At 69.4% G+C, this 22,495-nt stretch carries 15 protein-coding genes and 1 pseudogene; 14 read left to right on the top strand and 2 right to left on the bottom strand.

The features are described 5' to 3' along the window. The first annotated feature begins 108 nt into the window (after nucleotides 1-108). The 3 genes from OG205_RS16675 to mycP all read left to right on the top strand — a co-directional run bounded on the left by OG205_RS16675 (nucleotide 109) and on the right by mycP (nucleotide 4,924). Nucleotides 109-705 carry a helix-turn-helix transcriptional regulator gene (locus tag OG205_RS16675; protein WP_330277162.1) on the top strand — a complete coding sequence of 199 codons (597 nt, stop codon included), beginning with the start codon at nucleotides 109-111 and terminating at the stop codon, nucleotides 703-705. 440 nt (nucleotides 706-1,145) lie between these two features. Beyond that, nucleotides 1,146-3,728, top strand: coding sequence for a hypothetical protein (locus OG205_RS16670; RefSeq protein ID WP_330277161.1), 2,583 nt, complete (start codon nucleotides 1,146-1,148; stop codon nucleotides 3,726-3,728). Beyond that, nucleotides 3,725-4,924, top strand: a complete 1,200-nt coding sequence (gene mycP, locus OG205_RS16665; protein WP_330277160.1) for a type VII secretion-associated serine protease mycosin — start codon at nucleotides 3,725-3,727, stop codon at nucleotides 4,922-4,924. Before OG205_RS16670 ends, mycP begins: the two co-directional genes overlap by 4 nt. Before the next feature lie 148 nt (nucleotides 4,925-5,072). Here mycP and eccCa read toward each other — a convergent pair whose 3' ends face one another. Next, nucleotides 5,073-9,044, bottom strand: a complete 3,972-nt coding sequence (eccCa, locus tag OG205_RS16660; RefSeq protein ID WP_330277159.1) for a type VII secretion protein EccCa — start codon at nucleotides 9,042-9,044, stop codon at nucleotides 5,073-5,075. Between the two features lie 147 nt (nucleotides 9,045-9,191). Between eccCa and eccD the strand changes: the two genes are divergently transcribed. From eccD to OG205_RS46800, 11 genes and pseudogenes are all read left to right on the top strand, one after another. Beyond that, the gene (gene eccD, locus OG205_RS16655) at nucleotides 9,192-10,589 is read left to right on the top strand and encodes a type VII secretion integral membrane protein EccD (RefSeq protein ID WP_330277158.1); all 1,398 of its coding nucleotides are present in this window, start codon (nucleotides 9,192-9,194) and stop codon (nucleotides 10,587-10,589) included. Continuing rightward, a complete protein-coding gene (gene eccB, locus OG205_RS16650) occupies nucleotides 10,589-12,022 on the top strand; it encodes a type VII secretion protein EccB (RefSeq protein WP_330277157.1) in 1,434 nt (477 codons plus the stop codon). The genes eccD and eccB overlap by 1 nt, the downstream gene beginning before the upstream one ends. Nucleotides 12,023-12,156: 134 nt before the next feature. Next, nucleotides 12,157-12,435 (top strand): WXG100 family type VII secretion target, encoded by a 279-nt coding sequence (locus tag OG205_RS16645; protein WP_330277156.1) that lies wholly within the window; start codon nucleotides 12,157-12,159, stop codon nucleotides 12,433-12,435. 56 nt (nucleotides 12,436-12,491) lie between these two features. Continuing rightward, complete coding sequence (locus tag OG205_RS16640) at nucleotides 12,492-12,785, top strand: WXG100 family type VII secretion target (protein WP_330277155.1); 294 nt, start codon at nucleotides 12,492-12,494, stop codon at nucleotides 12,783-12,785. Nucleotides 12,786-12,879: 94 nt separating this feature from the next. Continuing rightward, nucleotides 12,880-13,188, top strand: coding sequence for a hypothetical protein (locus OG205_RS16635; RefSeq protein ID WP_330277154.1), 309 nt, complete (start codon nucleotides 12,880-12,882; stop codon nucleotides 13,186-13,188). A 285-nt stretch (nucleotides 13,189-13,473) separates the two neighbouring features. Next, complete coding sequence (locus tag OG205_RS16630; RefSeq protein ID WP_330277153.1) at nucleotides 13,474-17,388, top strand: hypothetical protein; 3,915 nt, start codon at nucleotides 13,474-13,476, stop codon at nucleotides 17,386-17,388. 3 nt (nucleotides 17,389-17,391) lie between these two features. Beyond that, a complete protein-coding gene (locus tag OG205_RS16625) occupies nucleotides 17,392-18,969 on the top strand; it encodes a hypothetical protein (RefSeq protein WP_330277152.1) in 1,578 nt (525 codons plus the stop codon). Continuing rightward, a complete protein-coding gene (locus OG205_RS16620; RefSeq protein WP_330277151.1) occupies nucleotides 18,966-19,151 on the top strand; it encodes a hypothetical protein in 186 nt (61 codons plus the stop codon). Before OG205_RS16625 ends, OG205_RS16620 begins: the two co-directional genes overlap by 4 nt. Beyond that, a complete protein-coding gene (locus OG205_RS16615) occupies nucleotides 19,148-19,618 on the top strand; it encodes a YbaB/EbfC family nucleoid-associated protein (RefSeq protein ID WP_330277150.1) in 471 nt (156 codons plus the stop codon). Before OG205_RS16620 ends, OG205_RS16615 begins: the two co-directional genes overlap by 4 nt. Next, nucleotides 19,611-19,913 (top strand): hypothetical protein, encoded by a 303-nt coding sequence (locus tag OG205_RS16610; RefSeq protein WP_330277149.1) that lies wholly within the window; start codon nucleotides 19,611-19,613, stop codon nucleotides 19,911-19,913. Before OG205_RS16615 ends, OG205_RS16610 begins: the two co-directional genes overlap by 8 nt. Before the next feature lie 90 nt (nucleotides 19,914-20,003). Further along, a pseudogene (locus tag OG205_RS46800) lies at nucleotides 20,004-20,285 on the top strand (WXG100-like domain-containing protein); the annotation flags it as partial. On the opposite strand, the gene OG205_RS16605 reads toward OG205_RS46800, so the two are convergent. Next, nucleotides 20,219-21,514: a hypothetical protein gene (locus OG205_RS16605; RefSeq protein ID WP_330277148.1), complete on the bottom strand. Its 1,296-nt coding sequence runs from the start codon at nucleotides 21,512-21,514 to the stop codon at nucleotides 20,219-20,221. The pseudogene OG205_RS46800 and the gene OG205_RS16605 sit on opposite strands and share 67 nt — an antisense overlap. Nucleotides 21,515-22,495 lie beyond the last annotated feature (981 nt).

Genomic DNA, 22,495 nt, shown 5'->3' with positions numbered 1-22,495 from the left:
GGTTCCCGCCCGCGCGCATTGTCCACCAGATGGAAGCCTGGTCGACTGGTCTGGGTACAGACCATCGCGAACTTCCCGTTCGCTCAAACGCGTGGTGGTGATGGACGAATGTCAGATCTGGCCCTGATGACCGACGTGTACGGCCGCAACATCGCGTTCCTCGACAGCGTCTTCCGATTGCGCGAGATGAGCAAGGGGTTCGCGAAGCAGTTCGACTGCGAGCCCGCGGAGCTGATGGGTGCTGACTTCACGCACCTGTTCGGGCCGAGTCACGAAATTGTGCTGCTCGGCCAGTGCTTTGCCTTGCAGGGCAAAGGCAAAGGGATGTTCTGCGAGCTCGTCGTCGTGCGTCGGCAGCGGACGCGCCAGGTGCTGAGGGTGGTCGTGCGCGCCGCTCGTGGCGGGCTCGTCGCGTCCGTGCATCCGTCCGCCCAGCCGTACGCGGGGTTCTTACTGACCGCGTCGAAGGCCCGCCTCCTCGAACAGGTCGCCGAGGGCCGGTCCGTCGACCAGATCGCCGCCGAGTTCGACGTGGGTCCGCGGTCCGTCGAGAATCGGATCGCCGCGATGCTGGAGCAGTTCGGCGTCACCACCCGGGTGTCGGCGGTGTCGAAGGCCTACTCGTGGGGTCTGCTCGACCCCAGCCTGTGGCCTCCACGCGTCGTGGCAGGGCAAGGCAGCCACTCGCTCTTGCTGTCCGCATAGGGCAGGCGAGCCGGTTCCGCGGTGAAATGTCGACAACCCCGTAGAACACGGAAAGCTGTGCGGCAGATTCGCATTGATCCCGCCACCCGGTGGTGTCTAGCCTTGGGTCGAGCCGCGTTGACAGAGTGGCGGAAATCGTTTCCTGAAGAAGGAAGGCGATTTCCGCGAGCATCGCGGCCACGTCCTGTACAGGACGTCCGGTGGCACGGTTCGTCACCATTCCCCGATGCTGAGGCGGACCGTGCCACTCTCTCCCGCTGAACGCCCGTCGCCCGGACTCGAACATCCGGACGGCGGGCGTTCGCCTTTCACCGTGGGATTTGCCGCCGAGTGAGGGATATCCCCGGCAATCGGGGCGGGGACCACCGCGCCGTCCCGAGGCGGTGCGTTCCTTGGTATCGATGTGCCACATCGGGGAAGTATGAACAGGAGGTCGCATCGTGTCAGCACCCGCGACCAGCGCACGGTCATCACAGTCGCCCTCGGCCGCAGGAGGGGCTCTGCTCACCGAGCAGTGCGGCCCGCACGTCCTGTTCCGCCGCCGCGACGAGACAACACGCGACGCCGCCATGCTTTCGACCATTCCGGCGGTGCCCGGCAGCGTGCTCTTCCTCGCTTCAGCCGGCGCCCACCGCCACCCTGCACTCTTCGACGCGATCAGGGACCGGATGACGACGCTGTGCTCGTCCGCCGAGGGCGCCACGCTGGAAGCCGCGTGGATCGGGGTGTCCGATCTGGGGCACGCGCAGGGCACCTGCGCCCCGTGGCTGAAAGGCGTCGCTGAGGACTGCGGCGTCGAGATCTTCGCTCCCGACGGCCAGCTGGTCGCCGGTCGAGGCATCGGTCTGTACGTCAACCGGCTCACCGGTGGCACCGGCTGGCGGCGCTTCGGCTCCGGTTTCAGCGGCGCCGTGGTGATGAGCTCCAGGTTCCCCATGCCGACGTGGGAGTACGAACTGCCGCACGTGCCCGTCGTGGCGCACGGCGCGGTGGCCGAATGCATTCCGGCGGGCCTGGCGGTCCGGCCGGAGGGAGACAGCCCGGTCGGCATCGGCGACCCGGCGTTCGGCGTGCCGCTGAACCCGCGCATCCCGAAGCTCGTCGTCGGCGCCGTGCCACCGGCCGCCGTGGTGGAGATCATCAAGCGACTCTCAGCGGAGGCACAGGCCGATCTCCTCGTGGTCCCCGCGGCGCTGCCGGTGACGGCACCGGAGTGGTCGCGCACCCTGTCCCGCATGCTCGGCCGCGCGGTCACCATCGCCACGGGCCTGCAGGTGCTGGGCAAGGACGGCTTCATCCGCGCCGTCGTGCCGGACGCCTCGGTGCCCGAACCGCTCACCCCGTTCGCAACCCTGCTGCGACAGACTCCCGGCGGCGAACCACCGCAGGTGATCGACGTCGCGCCCGCACCCGCCGGTTGGGAGCGTGACGGCGCGCACCGCTACCGACTGCTCTCCTCACCGGACGTGGTCGCGGAAGTCGTGCCCGGCGGCGTTCACGTGCTGGTGGAGGGCGAACAATCGGCCGTCGGCACCCGGTTCGACCCGAAGTGGTGGACGCTCGCGATCGGCGCCCACGGCCGCGAGATCACCGAACGGGAACTCGTCGCCGCCCAGCTGCTGATCGACCAGTTCGGCCCCGCGCAACGACATGCCTCACGCATCCGTCCACTGGGGAAGTTCGATCCCGCCGCGATCGCCCGGCTGGAGTCGCACGCGTGGTCGCTGCGCGGCGCGGAAACCGCCGCGCCGCCACCGCCTCTCACCCGAGGCACCGACTCCACATCGGAACGGGAGGCCGAGGCCGCGGCGGAAAGTGCTGTGAGGCCGGTGCCCGAGTTCCCTGTTGCAGAGCCGCCGTCGACGCAGGCGGAGACCGTGGCCTCGCCGACGCCGAGCCGTCTGTGGCTCTCGGTCGCTGAACCTGTCCGAGAGCCTGCTTCCGTGACCCGGCCCGAGACGGTCGTGGCTCTGCCGGCGGGCGAATCAGCGGTCGGCGAACCGGTCGCCGCCGTGGCCGCTCAGATCGTTCCCACTTCGATCGCCCCGGTGGCTCAGCCCGCTGCCGCTCCGGTTGACACGTTCCGGTCTCCCTCGGTGGGCGTCCCGATCGTCACCGTGTCGGGTCCCGCCGCGCCTCAGGCGTCGTCGGAACCAGACCGTCCACAAGAGACCGTTGTCGCTCCCGCCGAACTCCCGCAGGTTGCGTTCGCCGAACCCGAAGCGCCGGCCGCCGCTCGTCCGGTCCGTCGCGTCACCACCACGGAGTTCGCCGACCGCTCCAGCACGCCGGCGGAACAGGCGCGGTTGGCGGTGAGCGCCGGCGCTCACTACACCGAGGCACTGGCAGCGGTGAACGTCGGACTGTCGGCCTGGCCGATGCTGCGCCCGGAGGCCAAAGCCGACTACGTCGCGGTCTGCCTGTTGCTCGGCCGCGGCGCGGCGGGTGCGGTGGCGTTGAACGAGGCGCTGGCCGACGGGGCATCGGAGCCGTTCGACGGCTACCTGGCCTGCCTGACCTCCGGCCTGCGCCGCCTGCCGACACACCGGAAAGTCGTTCTGCGCCAAGAGAAACTCCACGGCGCACGGCCACACCCGGTGGGTGCCGTGCTGGTCGAGCCCGGCTTCCTCAGCGCGAGCGCCCAGCTCGACGTCACGACCCCCGAGGCCGACCTCGACGTGCTGATTTGGCCCGTCACCGCGCGCCGCACGTCCGAACTGTTCATGGGGCGGACGTTCGAGGAGACGGTGTTCCGCGGCGGCTGCCGGGTCAAGGTGCTGGGTCTGCGGGTCGACGAGTCCGAACAGGACGGTGACGTGCGGCGTCCGGAGCAGGCACTGCTGGTGCGCGAGCTGTTGCTCGGTGAGGACCCCGGCTCGGCGGAAGCGCTGGCGCGTGACGAGATGGCGTTGAACAAGCTCGAACTCGCCTGGCGGACTCGCCGGGCGACGGCGCCGCGCCTGGTGGACGACGAGGACCACAACGCGCGGCTGACCACGCCGATGCCGGAGGTGGCCTCATGAAGCGCGAGGCCTTGGTGGTGCTGGGCGCCGCGATCGTGCTCGCCGCCACACCACTGCCGGGCAACGCCCAGCCGGGGGTGCGGCGGCCGGGCCAGGAATGCCTCGGACCGCCACCCAGCAAGATCACCGACGTGCCGTGGGCGCAGCGGCAGATGGCGCCGCAACGGGTCTGGCCGCTCACCCGAGGCGCGGGAGTGGTCGTGGGCGTCGTGGACACCGGCGTCGACGCGGCCAGCCCACAGCTGGCCGGCCGCGTGCAAAAAGGGCTGGACGTGCGCAATCCCGGCGGGAACCCCGCCAACAACGACTGCTTCGGCCACGGCACGTTCGTCGCGGGCATCATCGCCGCGGCAGTCGCCACCGACACGTTGTTCGCCGGCATGGCGCCGGATGCGACGATCCTGCCCGTCCGCGTTGCCAACGAGGCGAAGGACGCGTCGGCCGCCTCGCTCGCGCAGGGCATCCGGGTGGCCGTGGACGGTGGTGTGCGGGTGCTCAACGTGTCGGCCAGCACGGGCGCCGCCACCCCCGAACTCACCGCAGCCGTCGCCTACGCGACCGAACGCGATGTGCTGATCGTGGCGGCGTCCGGGAACAACGAAAACGACGCCAGTCCCACGCCGTATCCCGCCACCGACAAGTCGGTGCTCGCGGTCGGGGCGGTGGACCAGCAAGGCAAACACGCGTCGTTCTCACTGACCGGCCCGCACCTCGGGCTGGCGGCTCCCGGTACGAACGTGTGCAGCATCGGTCCCGGCGGCCCCGGCCAGTGGGAGGCCAGCGGCACCAGCTACGCCGCGCCGTTCGTGACCGGTGCGGCCGCGCTCGTCCGCGCCTACCGCCCGAAGCTCACGGCCGCACAGGTGGCGCATCGCCTCCGCGCCACCGCCGACCGACCTCCGGCGAACCTGCCGTCCGCGGAGTACGGGTGGGGCACGGTGAACCCGCTGGCCGCGGTGACCGCGGTCCTGCCGGAGGAGGGCCCCGCCGGCGCCGTGGTGGCGCCTGTGCCCGCACCCGCGAGCTTCCCCGTGCCCGAGTGGCAGGACCGGGCGAGCACGCTGCTGGTCACGCTCGGACTCATCGGCGCCGCGGTGATCGTGGTGGCTGTGGGTTTCGCCGTGATGGTGCTACCGGCTGGGCGGCGCCGCCGTTGGGCACCCGCCCGTCGCCTGGAGACGAAGACCGACAGCTGAGTTCACCACAAAGGGCGCTTTTCTCCAGCTCGTGGAGGAAAGCGCCCTTTGCCGTGCACACCAGACCTCTGTCCCACGCCGCTCCGAACCGCACGCGGGGCGCTTTCGTACTGCATGACGGTACGAAAGCGCCCCGCGTGCGGTCGACTCACTGGTCGGCGACCGGCGTTTGGACGAGGTTGATCACCCGGCGCCGGTTGACGTACTGGGCCCGGCCCGGGATCAGCGTCTTCGGCTTGATGTTGCCGACGAACGTGCCTTCCTCCTTGGGACAGGAGAACATCACCACCGGTGTGCCCAGCTCCCACAACCGCCGCATCATCGGGTTCATCATCGTGCGGTTCGCGTTGGCCGTGCTCCTGGAAATGATCAGGTGCAGGCCGATGTCCGCGCCCTGTTGTAGCAACGGCATCAGCGGCGCCATCGGATCGTTGAACCCGCCGGACTCCAACAGCTCGAAGTCGTCCATCAGGATGAACAGCCGGCCACCGGTCCACCAGTCGCGCTGACGGAGCCTGCCCGGTGCGATGTCCGGTCCCGGCACCCTGCTCTGCATCAGCTCGGCGACCTCCCTGATCGAGGACTCCATGCCTTCCGTGCTGACGGTGTAGTTGACCTGGTTGTCCTGCGAGACCGCGTCGTGCAGTTCGCGGCGGAAGTCGACGAACATCACCCGTCCGTCGGCAGGGCCGTAGTGCTGTGCGATCGAACGCGCGATGTGCCGCAACAGGTTCGTCTTGCCCGTCTCGGCGTCACCGAAGATCATCAGGTGCGGGGTGGTGTCGAAGTCGTGCCACTGCGGCCCGAGCATGCCGTCCTCGATGCCGAGCGCCATCGTCAGGTCGAGCTGCGGCGCCTCCGCCGTGGGCGGCGGGAGTTCCGCGGCCGTCAGGTGGTTGGGCAGCAACCGCACCTTCGGTGCCCGCGGAGCCGACGGCAGGTCGAGGGCCTCCGCCAGTTCGGCGGTGGCCTCCGCGATGTCGTCGGTGGTGCTGGTGCCGTCGATGCGGGGCAGCGCGGTGAGGAAGTGCATCTTGCCGGTAGTGATGCCACGCCCGGCGATGGCCGGAACGGTCGCGGCCAGCCTGCTGTTGACCTCCGACTCGAGCGGGTCGCCCAGACGCAGCTCGAACCGGGTGCCCATCACGTCGCGCAGCCAGGTGCGCATGTCGGACCACCGGTTCGCGGCGACCACCAGGTGGATGCCGAACCCGAGACCCCGGGCCGCGAGCTCGGTGAAGCGAGGCTCCAGATCCTCGTAGTCCTGGCGGATGGTGAACCAGCCGTCGATGACCAGGAACACGTCACCGTAGGGATCGACGTCGACGAACTGGCCGCGCGCGCGGGCCCGGCGGTAGCTGGTCATCGAGTCGATGTTGTTCTGCGCGAACAGTTGTTCGCGCTGGGCCATCAGGTTGCACATCTCCATCACGGTCCGGGTGACCCGGTCGCGGTCGAGCCTGCCCGCGATGCTGCCGACGTGCGGAAGCCGGGTGAGCGGGCTGAGCGTGCCGCCGAAGTCCAGGCAGTAGAACTGGATCTCGGCCGCCGTGTGGCTGAGGGCGAGAGCGCTGATGATCGTGCGCAGCAACGTGCTCTTGCCGCTCTGCGGACCACCCGCGATGCCGATGTTGCCCTTGGCGCCCGCCAGTTGCGCGGTGAGCAGATCGCGCTTCTGCTGCGCGGGCAGGTCGACCAGGCCGACCGGTACGGACAGCGTCGAGGCGTCGTACTCGCCGACCGGACGGGGGCCGAGCTCCGGGTGGTCGACCAGCGGCGGCAGCAGCTGGTCGAGCGTCGGCGCCTGCTTGAGCGGCGGCAGCCACACCTGGTGCGCCACCGGGCCGATGCCGCGCAACCGCGAGATCAGCACCTCCAGCATCGTCTTGTTGTTCTGCTCGGTGTGTTCGGGTTCCTGCTCCGCCTCGGCGGGTGTCGTCTTCGGCGCGACGTACTCGGTGCCGAACGCGACGAGCTGCTGCTCCACCTCGGAGCGCCGCAGCCGCTTGCTGACCGGCGGACGGTACGGGCCGGAGCAGTACGCGCCCTTGAACCTGATCAGCGACGTCGTGTCCGGGCGCAGGTAACCGTTGCCGGGGTTGTTGGGCAGCTCGTAGGCGTCCGGCACACCGAGCACGCTGCGGCTCTCCATGGCCGAGAACGTCCGCAGACTGATCCGGTACGACAGGTGGCCCTCGATCTTGTGGATCCGGCCCTCGTCCAGCCGCTGGCTCGCGAGCAGCAGGTGCACGCCGAGGCTGCGACCCAGCCGGCCGATCATCGCGAACACGTCGACGAACTCGGGCTTGCTCGCCAGCATCTCGCTGAACTCGTCGACCACGATGAACAAGGCGGGCAATGGTTCCAGCGGCACGCCCTGGGTGCGGGCCGCCTCGTAGTCGCGTCGCGAGGAGTAGTTTCCGGCCGCCCGCAGCAGTTCCTGACGCCGGTTGAGCTCACCGGTCAGCGCGTCCTGCATGCGGTCGACCAGTTCCAGCTCGTCCGCCAGGTTCGTGATGACCGCGGAGGTGTGCGGCAGCTCGTCGAACCCGAGGAACGCCGCGCCGCCCTTGAAGTCGACCAGGACCAGGTTCAGCTCCTCCGACGAGTGCGTGGCCGCCAGGGACAGCACCAGCGTGCGCAGCAGTTCGCTCTTGCCGGAACCGGTGGCGCCGATGAGCAGACCGTGCGGTCCCATGCCGTCCTCGGCCGCCTCCTTGATGTCCAGCTCGATCGGTGTTCCCGACGACGTCATGCCGATCGGCACCCGCAACCGCTTGCGTGCGCCCGCACGGGTTTGCCGGTACGGCACCGGGTCGAACGACCGCAGGTCGCCGAGGCCCAGCAGGGAGGGCAGCTCGTAGTCGCTGGCCAGCGGCTCCTCGTTGTCCTGCACCTCGCCGATGCGGTGGCGCGCGATCAGCCTGGCGAGCGCGGCCGTCGCCTGCGGGCTCATCGAGTCCGGCCGGCACAGCGGGCTGGTCACCGGCTTGCCGAGCCGGTCGAACGACACCGTGCCGAGACTGGTGGCGCTGACCTCGACGTGCAGTGTGTGCGGCCGGGCCTGCCAGGCGAGCGTGCCGGCGACGTCGATCACGACGACGTTGCGGTACCCCTCCTCGGCGATGCGGTGGTCGGCCGGCAGGGAGGCGCCGTCGAGGACGATCACCACGAACGGCTCGCTCGCGGTGATCGGGCTGTCCGGCTCGAACGACGGCCGGCTGGTGAACTCACTGCCGCCGAGGAGCTGTTCGAGCTCGCTGATGCTGTCGGTGACCAGGCGACGGGTACCGGTGGCGTCCCGTGACGCGGCGTCCTGGTTGTGCGGCAACCACTTCACCCAGTCCCAGTGGTCCCGCGCCTCGTCGCTCACGCACATCGCGACCAGGGCGTCGCCCGGACCGTGCGCGGTGGCCAGCTGGCTGAGCATGGCGCGCACCAGTCCGCGCACCTCCTCGGGGCCGCCCTGGAACTGCAGCCGGGCGAACCCGCGCAGATACACGGCGGTCGGCGCGTTGTCCAAAGTGGAGTAGGCGCGAATGAACCGGCGAAGTGCGTGGGCGGACAGCGGTTCGAGGTCCTCCAGCGGCTTGCTCTCCGGCGGCAGCAGCTTCGTGCTGCTGCGCTGCTTGCCCAGTCCGATCCGGACCTCGCCGAAGTCCTCGTGCGAGGGACGGCGTTCCCACAGCCGGTAGCCCATCACCATGGACCACAGCGAGCCGGGATGCGGGTGGACCCACAGGGCGGCTTTGCGCTGCTGGACCAGTGCCCCGCGCATCTTCAGCCGCACCTGCCCGAGGTAGCGCACGTAGTCGCGCCGGTCACCGTGCAGCTTCTGCTTGTGCTCGACGCCGGACCGCATCATCTGCGCCAGCAGCATGCCGACCGCGGCGACGAGCATCAGTCCCGCGCCGACCCAGGCCAGCGGGCCGGAGCCGGGCCGGACGAACATCAGGACCATGGCCAGCGAGCTCAGTGCCATGGGCGCGTAGAGCAGGACCGAGCTGATCGCCCCACCTGTGTTCTCCGGCACAGCCGGTGGTGGTTGCAGCTCGATCTCGTCACTGGACGCCGTCGGCCCAGGCCGACGCGTCTTTCGGGTGAATGCCTCGGTGCCCACCGTGGACTCTCCTTGGTGAATGGTTTCCCTCGACGTGGCGTGGCGCGGGCCTGGTCCCGGCTGACCGGGAGGGGTGGGAACTAGGTTCCGCGCCAGGGTTTCGCTACTCGAGAGTTGTCGTTCGCCAGGAAGAATCCGGGGCACGATATGGAAGAACGCACGCAGTCTCGCACAAATGCACCGACCCGGCTACGGTTCGTTCTCGGCGATCACGCGGTGGACGTGGCCCTTCCGGGCGACGTGCAGCTGGTCGACCTGCTGCCGTCCGTGCTGGCCCAGTTCGGGAAGGAATGGGTCGAGCAGAGCGTCGATCACGAGGGCTGGGTCGCGCAACGGCTGGGCGAGTCTCCTCTGGACGAGGACTGTTCCGCCGAGGAGCTGAACCTCGTGGACGGTGAGACCGTCTACTTGAGACCGCGCGAGGACGCGCTGCCGCCGCTCGACTACGACGACCTCGTGGACGGGGTCGCCGAACGGGTGCGGGCCGATGCCGGTCAGTGGACACCGAACCGCACCAAGTGGATGCTGCGGGTCGCCGCGCTCGCCGGCCTGCTCGGCGGGCTCCTGGCGTTGCTGGCAGGCGCGAAGTCGCAGACGCTGTGGCTGCTGCCCGTGGTGACCGGGGTCGTGCTGATCGCCGTCGCCGGGGTGCTGGCCCGCGCCAAGAGCAAGATCGTCGACGGGACCGCGCTGGCCTGCGTCGGAGTGGTCTGGGCGGTCGCCGGCGGCTGGCTCGCCGCCGTGCAGATCGCCCCGGCGGGAGGCATCCCGGTCCGGCTCGTGACCGCGGCCGCCGTCGGGGTCGTCGCGGTCGTGCTCGCTCTCGTGGCGGTCGCAGACGCGGTGCTGGTCTTCACCACCGCCCTGACCGGTCTGATCACGCTGCTCGTGCCGCTCGTGATCTGGGTGGCGAGCGACCTGACGGCCGCGCAGTCGGCCGGTATCGGCATCACCGTGAACCTGATCGCAATCCTCTTCGCGCCCGGCGCCGCGTTCCGGCTCGGCGGCCTGAAACTGCCGATGCTGCCGACCGACGCACCGGAGGTGAAGGAGGACATCGATCCGGTGCCGCACAAGGTCGTGGTGGAACGCAGCACCGTCGTCCTGGGCTACCTCAAGGCGTTCTACCTCGGTTACGGGGCCACCCAGACCGCGCTGCTGCTCGTGCTCGTCCGGCCCGGTGAGATGTGGGCGATGATCACGGCGTCGGTGTGCGCGTTGCTGTTGCTGCTGCGCTCGCGGCACCTCACCGGTACGGTGCCCCGCTGGTCGGTGCTCGTGCCCGCCGGGCTGACGGCGGTGGCCCTGGCGGTGCGCCTCGGCATGCCTGAGGAACCGTTCATCCGCGCGGTGGCCGTGCTCGCACCGCTCGTGGCCGTCGGCCTCGGGCTGGGTGTGCTGAGCCACTACCTGCCGGGTAAGCGACTGCGCCCGTACTGGGGCCGCGCGGTCGACATCTTCGAGTACGCGACGGCGATCGCCGTCATCCCGCTGCTGTTGGCGGTGCTGGACGTGTACTCCTGGGTCCGGGGGCTGAGCGGCTGATGCAGTCACGCAGAGATCAGGTCCAGGCCTACTTCTTCGTGGTGGGCCGATTGGTCGCGGGCCTCGCGCAGGGCAAGCCCGACGTGCTGGAGCACCCGAACCGCAGGTTCAACAACGGCACCGTCTTCGGAGTGCTGCTCGCCTGCGTGATCATGGCGGTCTTCGGCATCATCGGGTTGTTCTCCCCGCGTGGCAACAACTCGTGGCGCACCGACGGCGCGATCGTGCTGACGAAGGAAACCGGTGCGCGGTACGTGTACCTGGGCGGCGAGCTCCGCCCGGTGCTGAACATGGCGTCGGCGATGCTGGCGGCCGGTCAGTCCGGGGCGATGACCACCGTCAGCCAGAACTCGCTGGCCGGTGTCGCGGTCGGCGCGCCGATCGGGATTCCCGGTGCGCCGGACGGCATTCCCACCGCGGACCGCGTCAACAAGGAGCAGTGGACGGTGTGCGCGCGGCCGCCGGACCGGCAGGCGGTGTCGAGCACGCCGACCGTGACGTTGCGGCTCGACCAGGAACCGGGACAGGTCCTGCCCGACGATCAGTCGTTCCTCGTGTCCACACCGGACGGTGTCGTGCAGGTGGTGTGGCGGGGCGTGCGGCACCGCGTGGCGGACGCGACCACGCTGGAGGCGCTGGGCTACAGCCAGGAACGCGTGTTGCCGGTGTCACCCGCTTGGTTGAACGTGATTCCCGCCGGCGTGGACCTGAAGGCGCCCGTGATCGACCGCGTGGGCACACCGGGACAGGCCGTCGGAGGCCGCCCGAGCCTGGTCGGTCAGGTGTTCGAGGTGCGCAACCCGGCGATCTCCTCCGATGAGTACTACGTCCTGCGCGCCGACGGGCTGATGCCGATCAGCCGGACGATCGCGGCGATGCTGCTGGCTTCCGCGGAGACGCGCAACGCCTACCCGAACACGCGGGTGGTGCCGATCATCACGGGCCCGGACGCGCTCGTGGGACTGAAACTGCTTTCCCCGGCGCAGAACGACCTCCCGCCGAGCCCTCCGGCAGCGGCCGACGTCGGCGTGGGAATGTCGGCGTGCGCAAGGTTCGATCCCGCCGTGGACGAGGGACGTGTGCCGCGGTTGGTGCTGGTGCCGATCGCGACGGACAAGGGAGCCGTCGCCCCTGCCGGAAAACACGTCGTGGGGTCCACCGCGGACCGTGTCGTGTTCCCGGCGGGAACCGGAGCGCTGGTGCGTTCGTTGTCGGCGCCCGGCGCGGTGCCGGGAACCGAGTTCCTCGTGACCGATCTCGGAGTGCGCTATCCGCTATCCGATGAATCTGTTTCCGCATCACTGAATCTTGGCGGAGTGCGGGCCGTCGCCGTGCCGTCGGCATTGCTGGCGTTGTTGCCGACGGGACCTGCTCTCGACCCGCAGCGTGCGGTCCTGAGCCAGGTCACTGAGCTCGCCAAAACCGGCTCATGAGGGATTTTCCCCCGGTTGACACCGGGCGGATCAATTCCGAAGAAGTCGGATGCGCTACGGGCATCTAATCGAGATCGAGCGTCACCGCGAACACAGGTGGCCATTCTCCAATCGGACAACAAGGAGACGTACAGATGAGCCAGACGCTTCTTACTCCCGAACAGGTACGCCAGGTCGCGAACCAGCACAAGCAGCAGGCCGAGCAGATCACCAGCGAGCAGACCAGGCTCCGCGGCAACATCTCGACGCTGACCTCCGTCAACACCGGCGCGATGATCAACAAGCTGATCACCGTCCACGAGGAGTGGGACTCCAAGACCAGGCAGATCGTCCAGAACCTCACCGAGATGGCCACCACGCTGGACAACGCCGCCAACAAGCTGCAGGCCCAGGACGAGGCCGGCTCGTTCTGACGCTTCGCGTCAGCTGACATTCCTCTTGCCACATAACGATTCTTCAGGAGTGAACCGTGACCGGAGCGATCACCTACGTCTACTCGGCACTTGCCGACGGCGTTCGCCAGATGCAGACCGTCAACCAGAACATCGAGCAGAACGTCTCCACGCTCGTCAAGCAGGTGCAGGGCCTGCGGGAGGCGTTCGACGGTCAGACGGCCAAGTCGTACGACGAGTCCGCCAACCGCATCTTCAAGACGCTGACTGAGAGCAACCAGGTGCTCAACGAGATGTCGGTCAGCCTGAACCGGAACTCGAACAACATGCAGTCCACCGACCAGGCGACGGCGGGCACGTTCAACAGCTGACGAGGTTCGCTGGTGGTGCCGGTCCGCGCCAGGGCCGGCACCACCAACCCCCGTACCGGGGGATCCCCACCGTTCAGAGGAAAGGGGCCACGACATGGCCAACGACGGCGGCACGCAGACCTTCATCGAACCGGAAGCCGCGCGGGCGATCATCGCTCGCATGGGCAAGCTGATGGATGATGTCAGCACTTTCCAGGAACTTCGCTCGCTGGAGGCGCTGGCGGGCAACTTCACCACGGCGGCTTGGCTGAAGGAACTGCTGCGGGAGCGCCAGGACTTGGTGGTGGCGCACGGAGACGAGCTGAAGTCGTTCATGCACGAACTTGAGCAGCTCCTGGTGCAGGCCACCGCGGCCCTGGAGCAGGCTGACAAGGACAACGCCGACAGCACGACGGGTTACTAGTGCCTGGCCGGAAGTCTTGTTCGAAACTCAGCGGCTCGTTGGGTCGAGTGCGGCTGCAAGTACCACCAAGCTCTGTTCGTAGCAGGGAAAGTGCCCGCTGATGTCGGGTTGGTGGTACTTGCAGACGCCATCAGGACGAGATGCCGTTCGCGAGGCGGTATCGGACGAACCTTTACCGACCTGTTCAGTGCCTCACGGCACATGACCGTCAGCGCCCTGACGCTGGCGGTCGCTCCTGTGTAGACGGTCGGTTGCTGGAACTCGACGTGGTGAGGGCGGTTCGGCGTGACAAATCCTGGAGGCACGAGCCCGACAGCCGACGGTATCCAGGGGCTCGGCGATTTCGCCGGCCGCGGCCTCGACGTCGCCAGCATCCAGTCGCTCGCCCAGTTCAGGACGGTGGCGGGAGACGCGCTGGGCGCCGGAGCCCCCAACTCGTTCCACGAACTGGCCAGGTACTTCCTGTTCTCGCAACAGCACCTGACCTATTTCCAGGACAACCTCGCCAACGAGTCGAAGCAGCTCGCAGAGGCGCTCAAGGGGTACACGGGCGACCAGTTCGCCAGCCTCTCCGACCTCGTCATCCAACAGAGTCGGGCCGTCACGACCGCGCTGTCCACGTACCAGCCCGCGATGGAGTCGGTGTCGAAGTCCCTCACCTTCTTCCAGACGAAGGTGGCCGAGATCGAGGCCCAGTTCGCCAACCGCGTCAAGGAGTACGGCACCCTGGTCCAGAAGCTGGCCGAGGCGCTGATCGTGCTTGACGTGACCTTCGACCGCGGTGAATATCTCAGCAAAGTGATCAAGCGCGACGAGCAGAACAACCTGTTGCCGGAGCTGCGCAGGGCACTGCTCGACCTGTCGGCGTCCTATCAGGGCAGTGGTGCGAGCCTCGCCCCGTTCCAGAGCAAGATGGTCTCGCTCGGTGCCGGCGCCGGCGCCGGCATCGGCGACCCAGGTTTCGGCGGTGGCCCTGGGACTGGCACGGGTACCGGCCCTGGGACTGGCACGGGTACTGGCCCTGGGACTGGCACGGGTACTGGCCCTGGGACTGGCACGGGTACTGGCCCTGGGACTGGCACGGGTACTGGCCCTGGGACTGGCACGGGTACTGGTACTGGGACAGGCACGGGGACTGGCACGGGTACTGGTACTGGGACAGGCACGGGGACTGGCACGGGTACTGGGACTGGCACGGGGACTGGTACTGGGACAGGCACGGGGACTGGCACGGGTACTGGGACTGGCACGGGTACTGGGACTGGGACTGGCACTGGCACGAATCCGGCGACGGAGCAGGCGAAGCAGCAGGCCAGACAGGTCGCGCGCGACGCGATCCAGAAGCTGATCGACATGGCTTCGGGCAACTCGCCGGAGGCAGAGGCTCGCCGTGAAGCGTTGCGGGAAGCCCAGCAGGCGATCGACAGTTCGATGGCCGGTGGGGTCGGCAGCACCTCCAGTTCGGGGCCGTCCGCTTCGGATCCGGTGCGGCAGCAGGCGTTGGAGGACGCGAGGCAGGCCGCCGCCAAGGCGATCAACGACATCACGAACCAGCCTGGAGCCAATGGCGCCCCCGACCCGGCGCGCGAACAGGCTTTGGCGGATGCGAGCCGGATCGCGAACGACGCGATCAACCAGCTGCAGAACCCTTCGGTCGGTGGCGGCACGGGTGACGGCACCGGAGCGGGCGGTGGAGCAGGCGCTGGTGCTGGAGCAGGCGCTGGTGCTGGAGCAGGTGGTGGTGCCGGTGCTGGTGCCGGTGCTGGTGCCGGCGGTGGCGCGGGCTCCGGTGGCCGCTCCGGCGATGGTGCGGCCGATCCGGCCAAGCAGAAGGCCATGGACGACGCCAGAAAGGCCGCGAGCGACGCCATTCAGAAGCTGTCCGACATGACGCCGGGCGACTCACCGGAGGCGCAGACCCGTCGTGACGCGCTCAAGGAAGCGCAGCAGGCGATCAATGACTCGCTCGGCGGTACCGGAGCCGGCGGTACCGGAGCCGGAGGTACTGGCGCCGGTACCGGAGCCGGAGGTGGCGGGAAGACGACGTCACCGACGGATCCCACGCGGCAGCGAGCGCTGGACGACGCACGGAAGGCTGCCGGCGAAGCGATCAACGCGCTCGCCAACCAGTCAGGTGCGGGAGGATCCTCCGACCCCTCGCGGCGGCAGGCTTTGGCGGATGCGAGCCGGACCGCGAACGACGCGATCAGCAAGTTGCAGAACCCCTCGGTCGGCGGAGGTGGTGGCGGGTCGTCTCCGACGACCTTGTCGGACGGACCCACCATGAGCGCCAGCGACGGTGGTGCCGGGACCAGCCTGATGTCGGACGGACCCGCGGGTGGTGGTTCGGGCGGTAACGATGCGGCGCGGCAGCAGGCGACGAATGCCGCGAAGGCGGCGGTCAGTGCACTGGACAATTTGGCCCGTGGTGGCTCCGGTGGCGGTGCCGGCGGTGGCGCCGGTGCTGGCAGCGGTGGTGGTCCGGGCGGTAATGATGCGGCGCGGCAGCAGGCGGTCAAGACCGCGAACGATGCGATCAACGCACTCGACGGTTTGGCCGGTGGTGGCTCCGGTGCCGGTGGTGGAGCTGGTTCCGGCAGCGGTGGTGGTCCCGGTGGTTCGGGCGGTAATGATGCGGCGCGGCAGCAGGCGGTGAATGCCGCGAAGGCGGCGGTCAGTGCACTGGACGGTTTGGCCGGCGGTGGCTCCGGCGGTGACTCCGGGGGAGGTGCCGGTGGTGGAGCTGGTTCCGGCAGCGGTGGTGGTCCCGGTGGTGGTTCGGGCGGTAATGATGCGGCGCGGCAGCAGGCGGTCAAGACCGCGAACGATGCGATCAACGCGCTCGACGGTTTGGCCGGCGGCGGCTCCGGTGGCGGAGCTGGTTCGGGTGGCGGTGCTGGAGCCGGTGCTGGAGCCGGTGGCGGTCCCGGTTCGGGTGGCGGGGCCGGTGGTGGTGGAGCTGGTTCCGGCAGTGGTGGTGGTGCCGGTGGTGGTTCGGGCGGTAATGATGCGGCGCGGCAGGCGGCTCTGAGGGCTGCGTCTGAGGCTGCCAATGCGCTGAATGGCATGTCCGGTGGTGGAGCTGGCTCCGGTGGTGGTGCTGGTTCTGGAGGCGGGGCCGGTGGTGGTAGTGGGGCTGGCGGCGCCGGTGGCGGTAGTGGAGCCGGTGGTGGTGCTGGATCTGGCAGTGGTGGTGGTGCCGGTGGTGGTTCGGGCGGTAATGATGCGGCGCGACAGGCGGCTCTGAGGGCTGCGTCCGAGGCTGCCAATGCGCTGAATGGCATGTCCGGTGGTGGAGCTGGCTCCGGTGGTGGTGCTGGTTCTGGAGGCGGTGCTGGTTCGGGCAGCGGGGCCGGTGGCGGTAGTGGGGCTGGCGGCGGCGCCGGTGGCGGTAGTGGAGCCGGTGGTGGCGCTGGCGGTGGAGCCGGTGGCGGCGCTGGCGGTGGAGCTGGCTCCGGTGGCGGCGCTGGATCTGGCAGTGGTGGTGCCGGTGGTGGTTCGGGCGGTAATGATGCGGCGCGGCAGGCGGCTCTGAGGGCTGCGTCCGAGGCCGCCAACGCGCTGAACGGCATGTCCGGTGGCGGAGCCGGCGGCACGGGCAGTGGCGGCACGGGTAGCGGCGGCACAGGCGCTGGCACCGGCGGCAGCCATGGCAGTGGAACCGGCGGCACGGGCAGCGGCGCAGGAGACGGCGGAGCAGCGGATCAGGCGCGGCAGCAGGCCGAGCAGACCGCTCTTGACGCGGTCGAGAAGATCCGCGGGATCGGCAGTTCCGATTCTCTCGGGACGTCGCTCGGCGGCACGTCGTCGTTGTCGAGCTTCCTGTCCGGAGACCCCACCGGTGGTGGTGGCGGCGGGTACGGCACCGGGGTCGGTGGCGGCGGTACGCCGAGGATCGGCGTCGACGGTGTCAGCAAGATCTCGGCCGCGGAAGCCCTCGCCAACGCACAGCAGAAGGGCTACCAGGTTCCCGGCCGCAGTGGCGTGGTCGGCGTTCCGACCACCATCTCCCGCGGTCCGGCGGGCATGGACATGGGCGCCGGAATGATGCCGCCTCCGATGGGCGGTGCCGGTGCAGGTGCCGGCGGTGGCGGGCAGGAGAACAAGGACCGGGAACGTGCGGTGTGGCTCACCAGTGATGGCAAGGACTGGGAAGAGGACGAGGACTGCGCGGGGCCATCGACACTGGGACGGAGCTGAGCAATGGCGATGCGGAACCTCGATCCCAAGATCGCGGACGAGATCAGAAACCTGAACTTCGACCAGGTGCAGGCACGGGTGGCGGCGGCGGATCCGCAGACCTTCTATCGCAAGGCAGCCGCGTTCGAGCAGGCGACGGAACGGCTCGAACTGTTCGGCGACGAGCTGCGCCGGCACCGGGCGGAACTCGAGTCGGCGTGGCAGAGCGGCGACCCCCGGCAGTACGACTGGGTGGATCGGATGCTGCGGTACATCGGCGAGTTGACCGCCAGTCTTCGCGAGCCCGGCTACCCGGTGGTGCTGCGTCGCATCGGTGACGCCGTCGCCCAGAGCCAGCAACGTCTGCGAGGGCTCGAGAACAACAGCGGCAGCGCCGCTCCGGACGGGAGCGCGAGCCTGGCCCGCGACGAGCACGCCCGGCAGATCCTCACTGATCTGTCCACTTCATACGTCCAATCCGGACACCTGCTCGGGGAGCTGCCCGAGCGCGGCGTGACCGGGCGCTACATCCACGTCCCGGTCACGCCGATGGAAGCGGTGGCCGGCCATCACGCGACGACATCGGCCTTGATGGTGCCGCTCGGCCGTGACCACGGCAGGGGCGCGGGCCCTAACGCGGTCATCGCGGCGTCGGGGTCGGCGTCGCCTGTCGACGGTGGCGTGCCGCAGTCCGGCGCCGCGGTGCCGTTCGGCAGGCTGTCGCACTTCGCCACGTCGCAGCCCGCGTCGGTCAGCGCCGACAAGCCTGCGAAGTTCAGCGGGTTCGCCGACATGGCGCTGCCGGCGGCGGACAACGCGGTGTGGGCTTTGGCGCCCGCCGCGCCGATGGCGGGCGACACCACGAAGAAGAAGACCGACGCAGGCCGGAGCGAGAAGACCACCCAGCGAAGCGAAGCCTCGCCGTCTGTCACGTCGTCCTCCAAGCTCCAGGTGACGACGCTCGTGACCGCGGCCGCAGCGCCCCCGGCGACAGTGTCCGCCGAGCCCGCGACGGCGGCCGCTCGGGCGGCAGCCGGCGCACCCCCGGTGACGGTCGCGGGACAACCCTCGACCGGAGTCGCCGCGTCCGCGCCGGCGACCGCGGCGTCGGCGACCGCGGCCGTCGCCGCCCATGCCGGGACGGCCGCGCCACCCGTGGCGGCGCCCAGCATCCCGGCGGCGCTTCAGTCCGCGGGGGTTTCCCCTGTCATCTCGGCCGTAGCGGCACCGACGCCCCCTGCCGCGCCTGCGGCGCAACTTACATTGGCGCCCAGGCCACCGATGCCCGGCGAGTTCCCCGCGATGTCCACCTCACTGGGCGGACCCGCGGCCCCGCTGGGCGACGTTCACAACGCAACCGGCCCGGCCGGCACGGCTGCCTCGACGGGCGCGGTTCCACCACCCGCGGCCATGGGGGCAGGCGCCACGGCCGGCGGGCCCGTGTCGCGTGTGGACAGCACGTGGCTGCGGGCCGAGCCGGGCACGTGGTCCGGGAACACCCAAGGCGCGGCCGCCCGGCCGGGTCTCGGGACAGGCGGCGGTGGCTGCGTGCCACCGGGCGTCATCGGTCATTCGGAGAACGGAAAGGGCGAAGCGCGATGACGGACTCGACACCGTTGACGGGCTGGGCTGCCGACTACCAGCAGCTCCACCAGAACTACATGGACCTGGCGCCTGGGTGGGCTCAGGTGCGAAGCGAACTCGACGAGCTCCTCCAGGAGATCGAGAGGGAAGCCGCGGCGCACTCCCGTCAGGCCCACGACGGAGAGGTCGAGACGCCATGACTGACTGGATCTCCCAGTACCGGACCCTCGAAGAAGCCAACGACGCCGCCATGGCCACGGTGGAGCGCGAGCGGCAGAAGATCTCCGAGCTGACCCGCCAGATGAACGAGAACACCACGACGGTGCGCTCCAAGGACCGTTCGTTCACCGTCGACTTCGACGGCCGCGGCGAGGTCATCGGAATCAACTTCCAGGGCAGCAAGTACCGCACCATGGCGCCGGCGGAGTTCAGCCACCTGCTCGTCCAGACGATCAAGAGTGGCCGGGCCCTGTGCACGCAGAAGCTGGCGGAGGCCATGGGGGACGAGCTCCTGCCGGGCGTGACCTTCACCGACCTCGCGAGCGGCAACCTGAGCGTCGAGGAGGTCTTCGAAAAGGTCGTCTCACCGTTCCTCGGCGAGGACTACAACGACGGCGTCCTCGGTCGCCCGGCCGCGAACGAGAAGGAAGGACAGCGCCATGGCTGACAAGACCTCCATCGACGTCGAGGGCACGCGCGAGGTGGTTCGGCGGATCCAGCAGCTCGGCATGAGCTTCGAACAGGCGGCGGCGACCATGAGGGACGCGGCGTGCAGGTACGACGGCTGCTGGGGCAGCGACGAGTTCGGCGAGGCGTTCGCCAAGGGTTACGGGCCGAACTCCAAGCAGACACTCGAAAACCTCGCCTCGTTCGCCAACAACATCGGCCTGGCGGGGGACGCCGTCGTGAAGGCCGTGGACGTCCTGGTCCAGACCGACCAATCCAACGCCGACCGGCTCTGACCAGCTCCGACGCGAGCTTCCTGAGGACGAACCTCCTTGACCACCGAACTGCCCGGCGCGCTGCAGACCTTGCTGAAGGTCACTGTCGGCATGCCCTGGCCAGAGGGGGACGAGGGCGACCTCAGGGAGCTCGCGTGGGAGTGGGAGGCGATGGCGAACGAGCTGGACTCGCTCTCGGCCGAGCTGACCGCCCGCGCGGGTGACCTCTCCGAGGTGATGGAGGGCGCCACGAGTGACGCCATCCAGCAGATGCTCTCCGTGACGTTCCGTGAGGGTGCCGTAGGGCTGGGGGAGCAGGCCAGGGCCTACACCGAGATGCTGGAGAACGCGGCCGCGGACATCCAGAAGACCAAGATCATGATCATCGGGATGCTGGGTGTACTGGCAGCGACGTCGGCGGTTCTGTTTTCGTCGTTGTTCGGTTCGGCCCTCGTCCCAGGATTGATCGCGGCCGCCCGCGTCGGCATCGGTGTCCTGCTGCGCACGCTCGTCGCCCAGCTGATGCGGTACGGCCTCGTGAACATCGCCCGCACCCTCGCCACGAGGATGGTGGGAGGAGCGGCGTTCGGCGTCGGGTTCATGGTGGGCCTCGACTCGGCCATCCAGGGCAGCCAGATCGCCGCGGGCAAACGTAACGGCTTCGACACGGAGTCGCTGAAGGGCGGCGCGATCGGTGGTGCGATCGGTGGCGCTCTCGGCGGCCTGGGCGAAGGCGCCGTGGGCATTTTCGCCAAGGTGGGCCGCGACCTCGGCCGCATGTTGCCCCGCTTCCTCCGCGGCGTGACCCCCCTCGCCAACACCATCATCCAGATCCCGCTCGCGGCGCTGAGCAACCCGCTCACCAACATCGCCACCGGCCAGAAGGCCGGCAGTCTGTCGGACGGAATCTTCGGCTCCCTCGAGGGAAACGGCGGCGGCCGCTCCGCCCGCATCCCCACCGTCAACCCGGCGGCGGTCAAGCCGCTCGGCGCCTTCGACTTCACCGTCCCCACCATCGACGCCGGCGGTATCACCACATCTCCGGTCGCCAACGACGGCACGCCGGTCGGCGCCGGCTTCACCTCGCCGAGCACCGCCACGTCCCCCGGCACCTCGATCCCGGTCGTCACCCAGAGCAACCCGGCCACCTCGGGTGGTACGACGACTGGCACGGCTGCTGGTACGACGACCGGTCCGGCTGCTGGTACGACCACCGGCACGGCCGCTGGTACGACGACCGGCACGGCGATTCCGGTCGCCACCCAGAGCAACCCGGTTACCTCGGGTGGCGCCACCACCGGCCCGGCCGCTGGCACGAACCGGACCGAGACCGCAGTCGGCCGCGATGTAGCCACCAGCACCCCCGGCACGGCGCGTGGCTCCGGCATGTCCACGAGCGGCCCCGGCGCACCCACGGGCGTCGACGCAAGCGGCCGACCGGTGACGACGGGTGGAGACCGCACCGGCACCACGACGGGCTCTGGGCCGACGACCACCGCTGGCAGTACGCCGCCGATCGCTGGTACGACTCCCAGTTCGGGTGCGACGCCTGCCGCTGGTACGACTCCGTCGACTGCTGGTACGGGGCCTGCCGCTGGTGCGACTCCGTCGACTGCTGGCACGACTCCTGCTTCGGGTGCGACTCCGTCGACCACTGGTACGACTCCGTCGACTGCTGGTACGGGGGCTGCTTCGGGTGCGACGCCGTCGACTGCTGGTACGGGGGCTGCCGCTGGTGCGACGCCGTCGACTGCTGGCACGACTCCTGCTTCGGGTGCGACGCCGTCGACTGCTGGTACGACTCCTGCTTCGGGTGCGACGCCGTCGACCGCTGGCACGACTCCTGCCGCTGGTACGACTCCTGCTTCGGGTGCGACGCCGTCGACTGCTGGTACGGGGGCTGCCGCTGGTGCGACTCCGTCGACTGCTGGCACGACTCCTGCTTCGGGTGCGACTCCGTCGACTGCTGGCACGACTCCTGCTTCGGGTGCGACTCCGTCGACTGCTGGCACGACTCCTGCTTCGGGTGCGACTCCGTCGACTGCTGGCACGACTCCTGCTTCGGGTGCGACTCCGTCGACTGCTGGCACGACTCCTGCTTCGGGTGCGACTCCGTCGACTGCTGGCACGACTCCTGCTTCGGGTGCGACGCCGTCGACTGCTGGCACGACTCCTGCTTCGGGTGCGACTCCGTCGACTGCTGGCACGACTCCTGCTTCGGGTGCGACGCCGTCGACCGCTGGCACGACTCCTGCCGCTGGTACGACTCCTGCCGCTGGTACGACTCCTGCTTCGGGTGCGACGCCGTCGACCGCTGGCACGACTCCTGCCGCTGGCACGACTCCTGCTTCGGGTGCGACGCCGTCGACTGCTGGTACGGGGGCTGCCGCTGGTGCGACTCCGTCGACTGCTGGTACGGGGGCTGCTTCGGGTGCGACGCCGTCGACCGCTGGCACGACTCCTGCCGCTGGTACGACTCCTGCCGCTGGTACGACTCCTGCTTCGGGTGCGACGCCGTCGACCGCTGGCACGACTCCTGCCGCTGGCACGACTCCTGCTTCGGGTGCGACGCCGTCGACTGCTGGTACGACTCCTGCCGCTGG

The organism is Lentzea sp. NBC_00516 (assembly GCF_036346835.1).
Classification (GTDB): domain Bacteria; phylum Actinomycetota; class Actinomycetes; order Mycobacteriales; family Pseudonocardiaceae; genus Lentzea; species Lentzea sokolovensis.
Note: the sequence above shows the minus strand (reverse complement) of the source record. Positions and strands in the feature narration are given on the sequence as shown.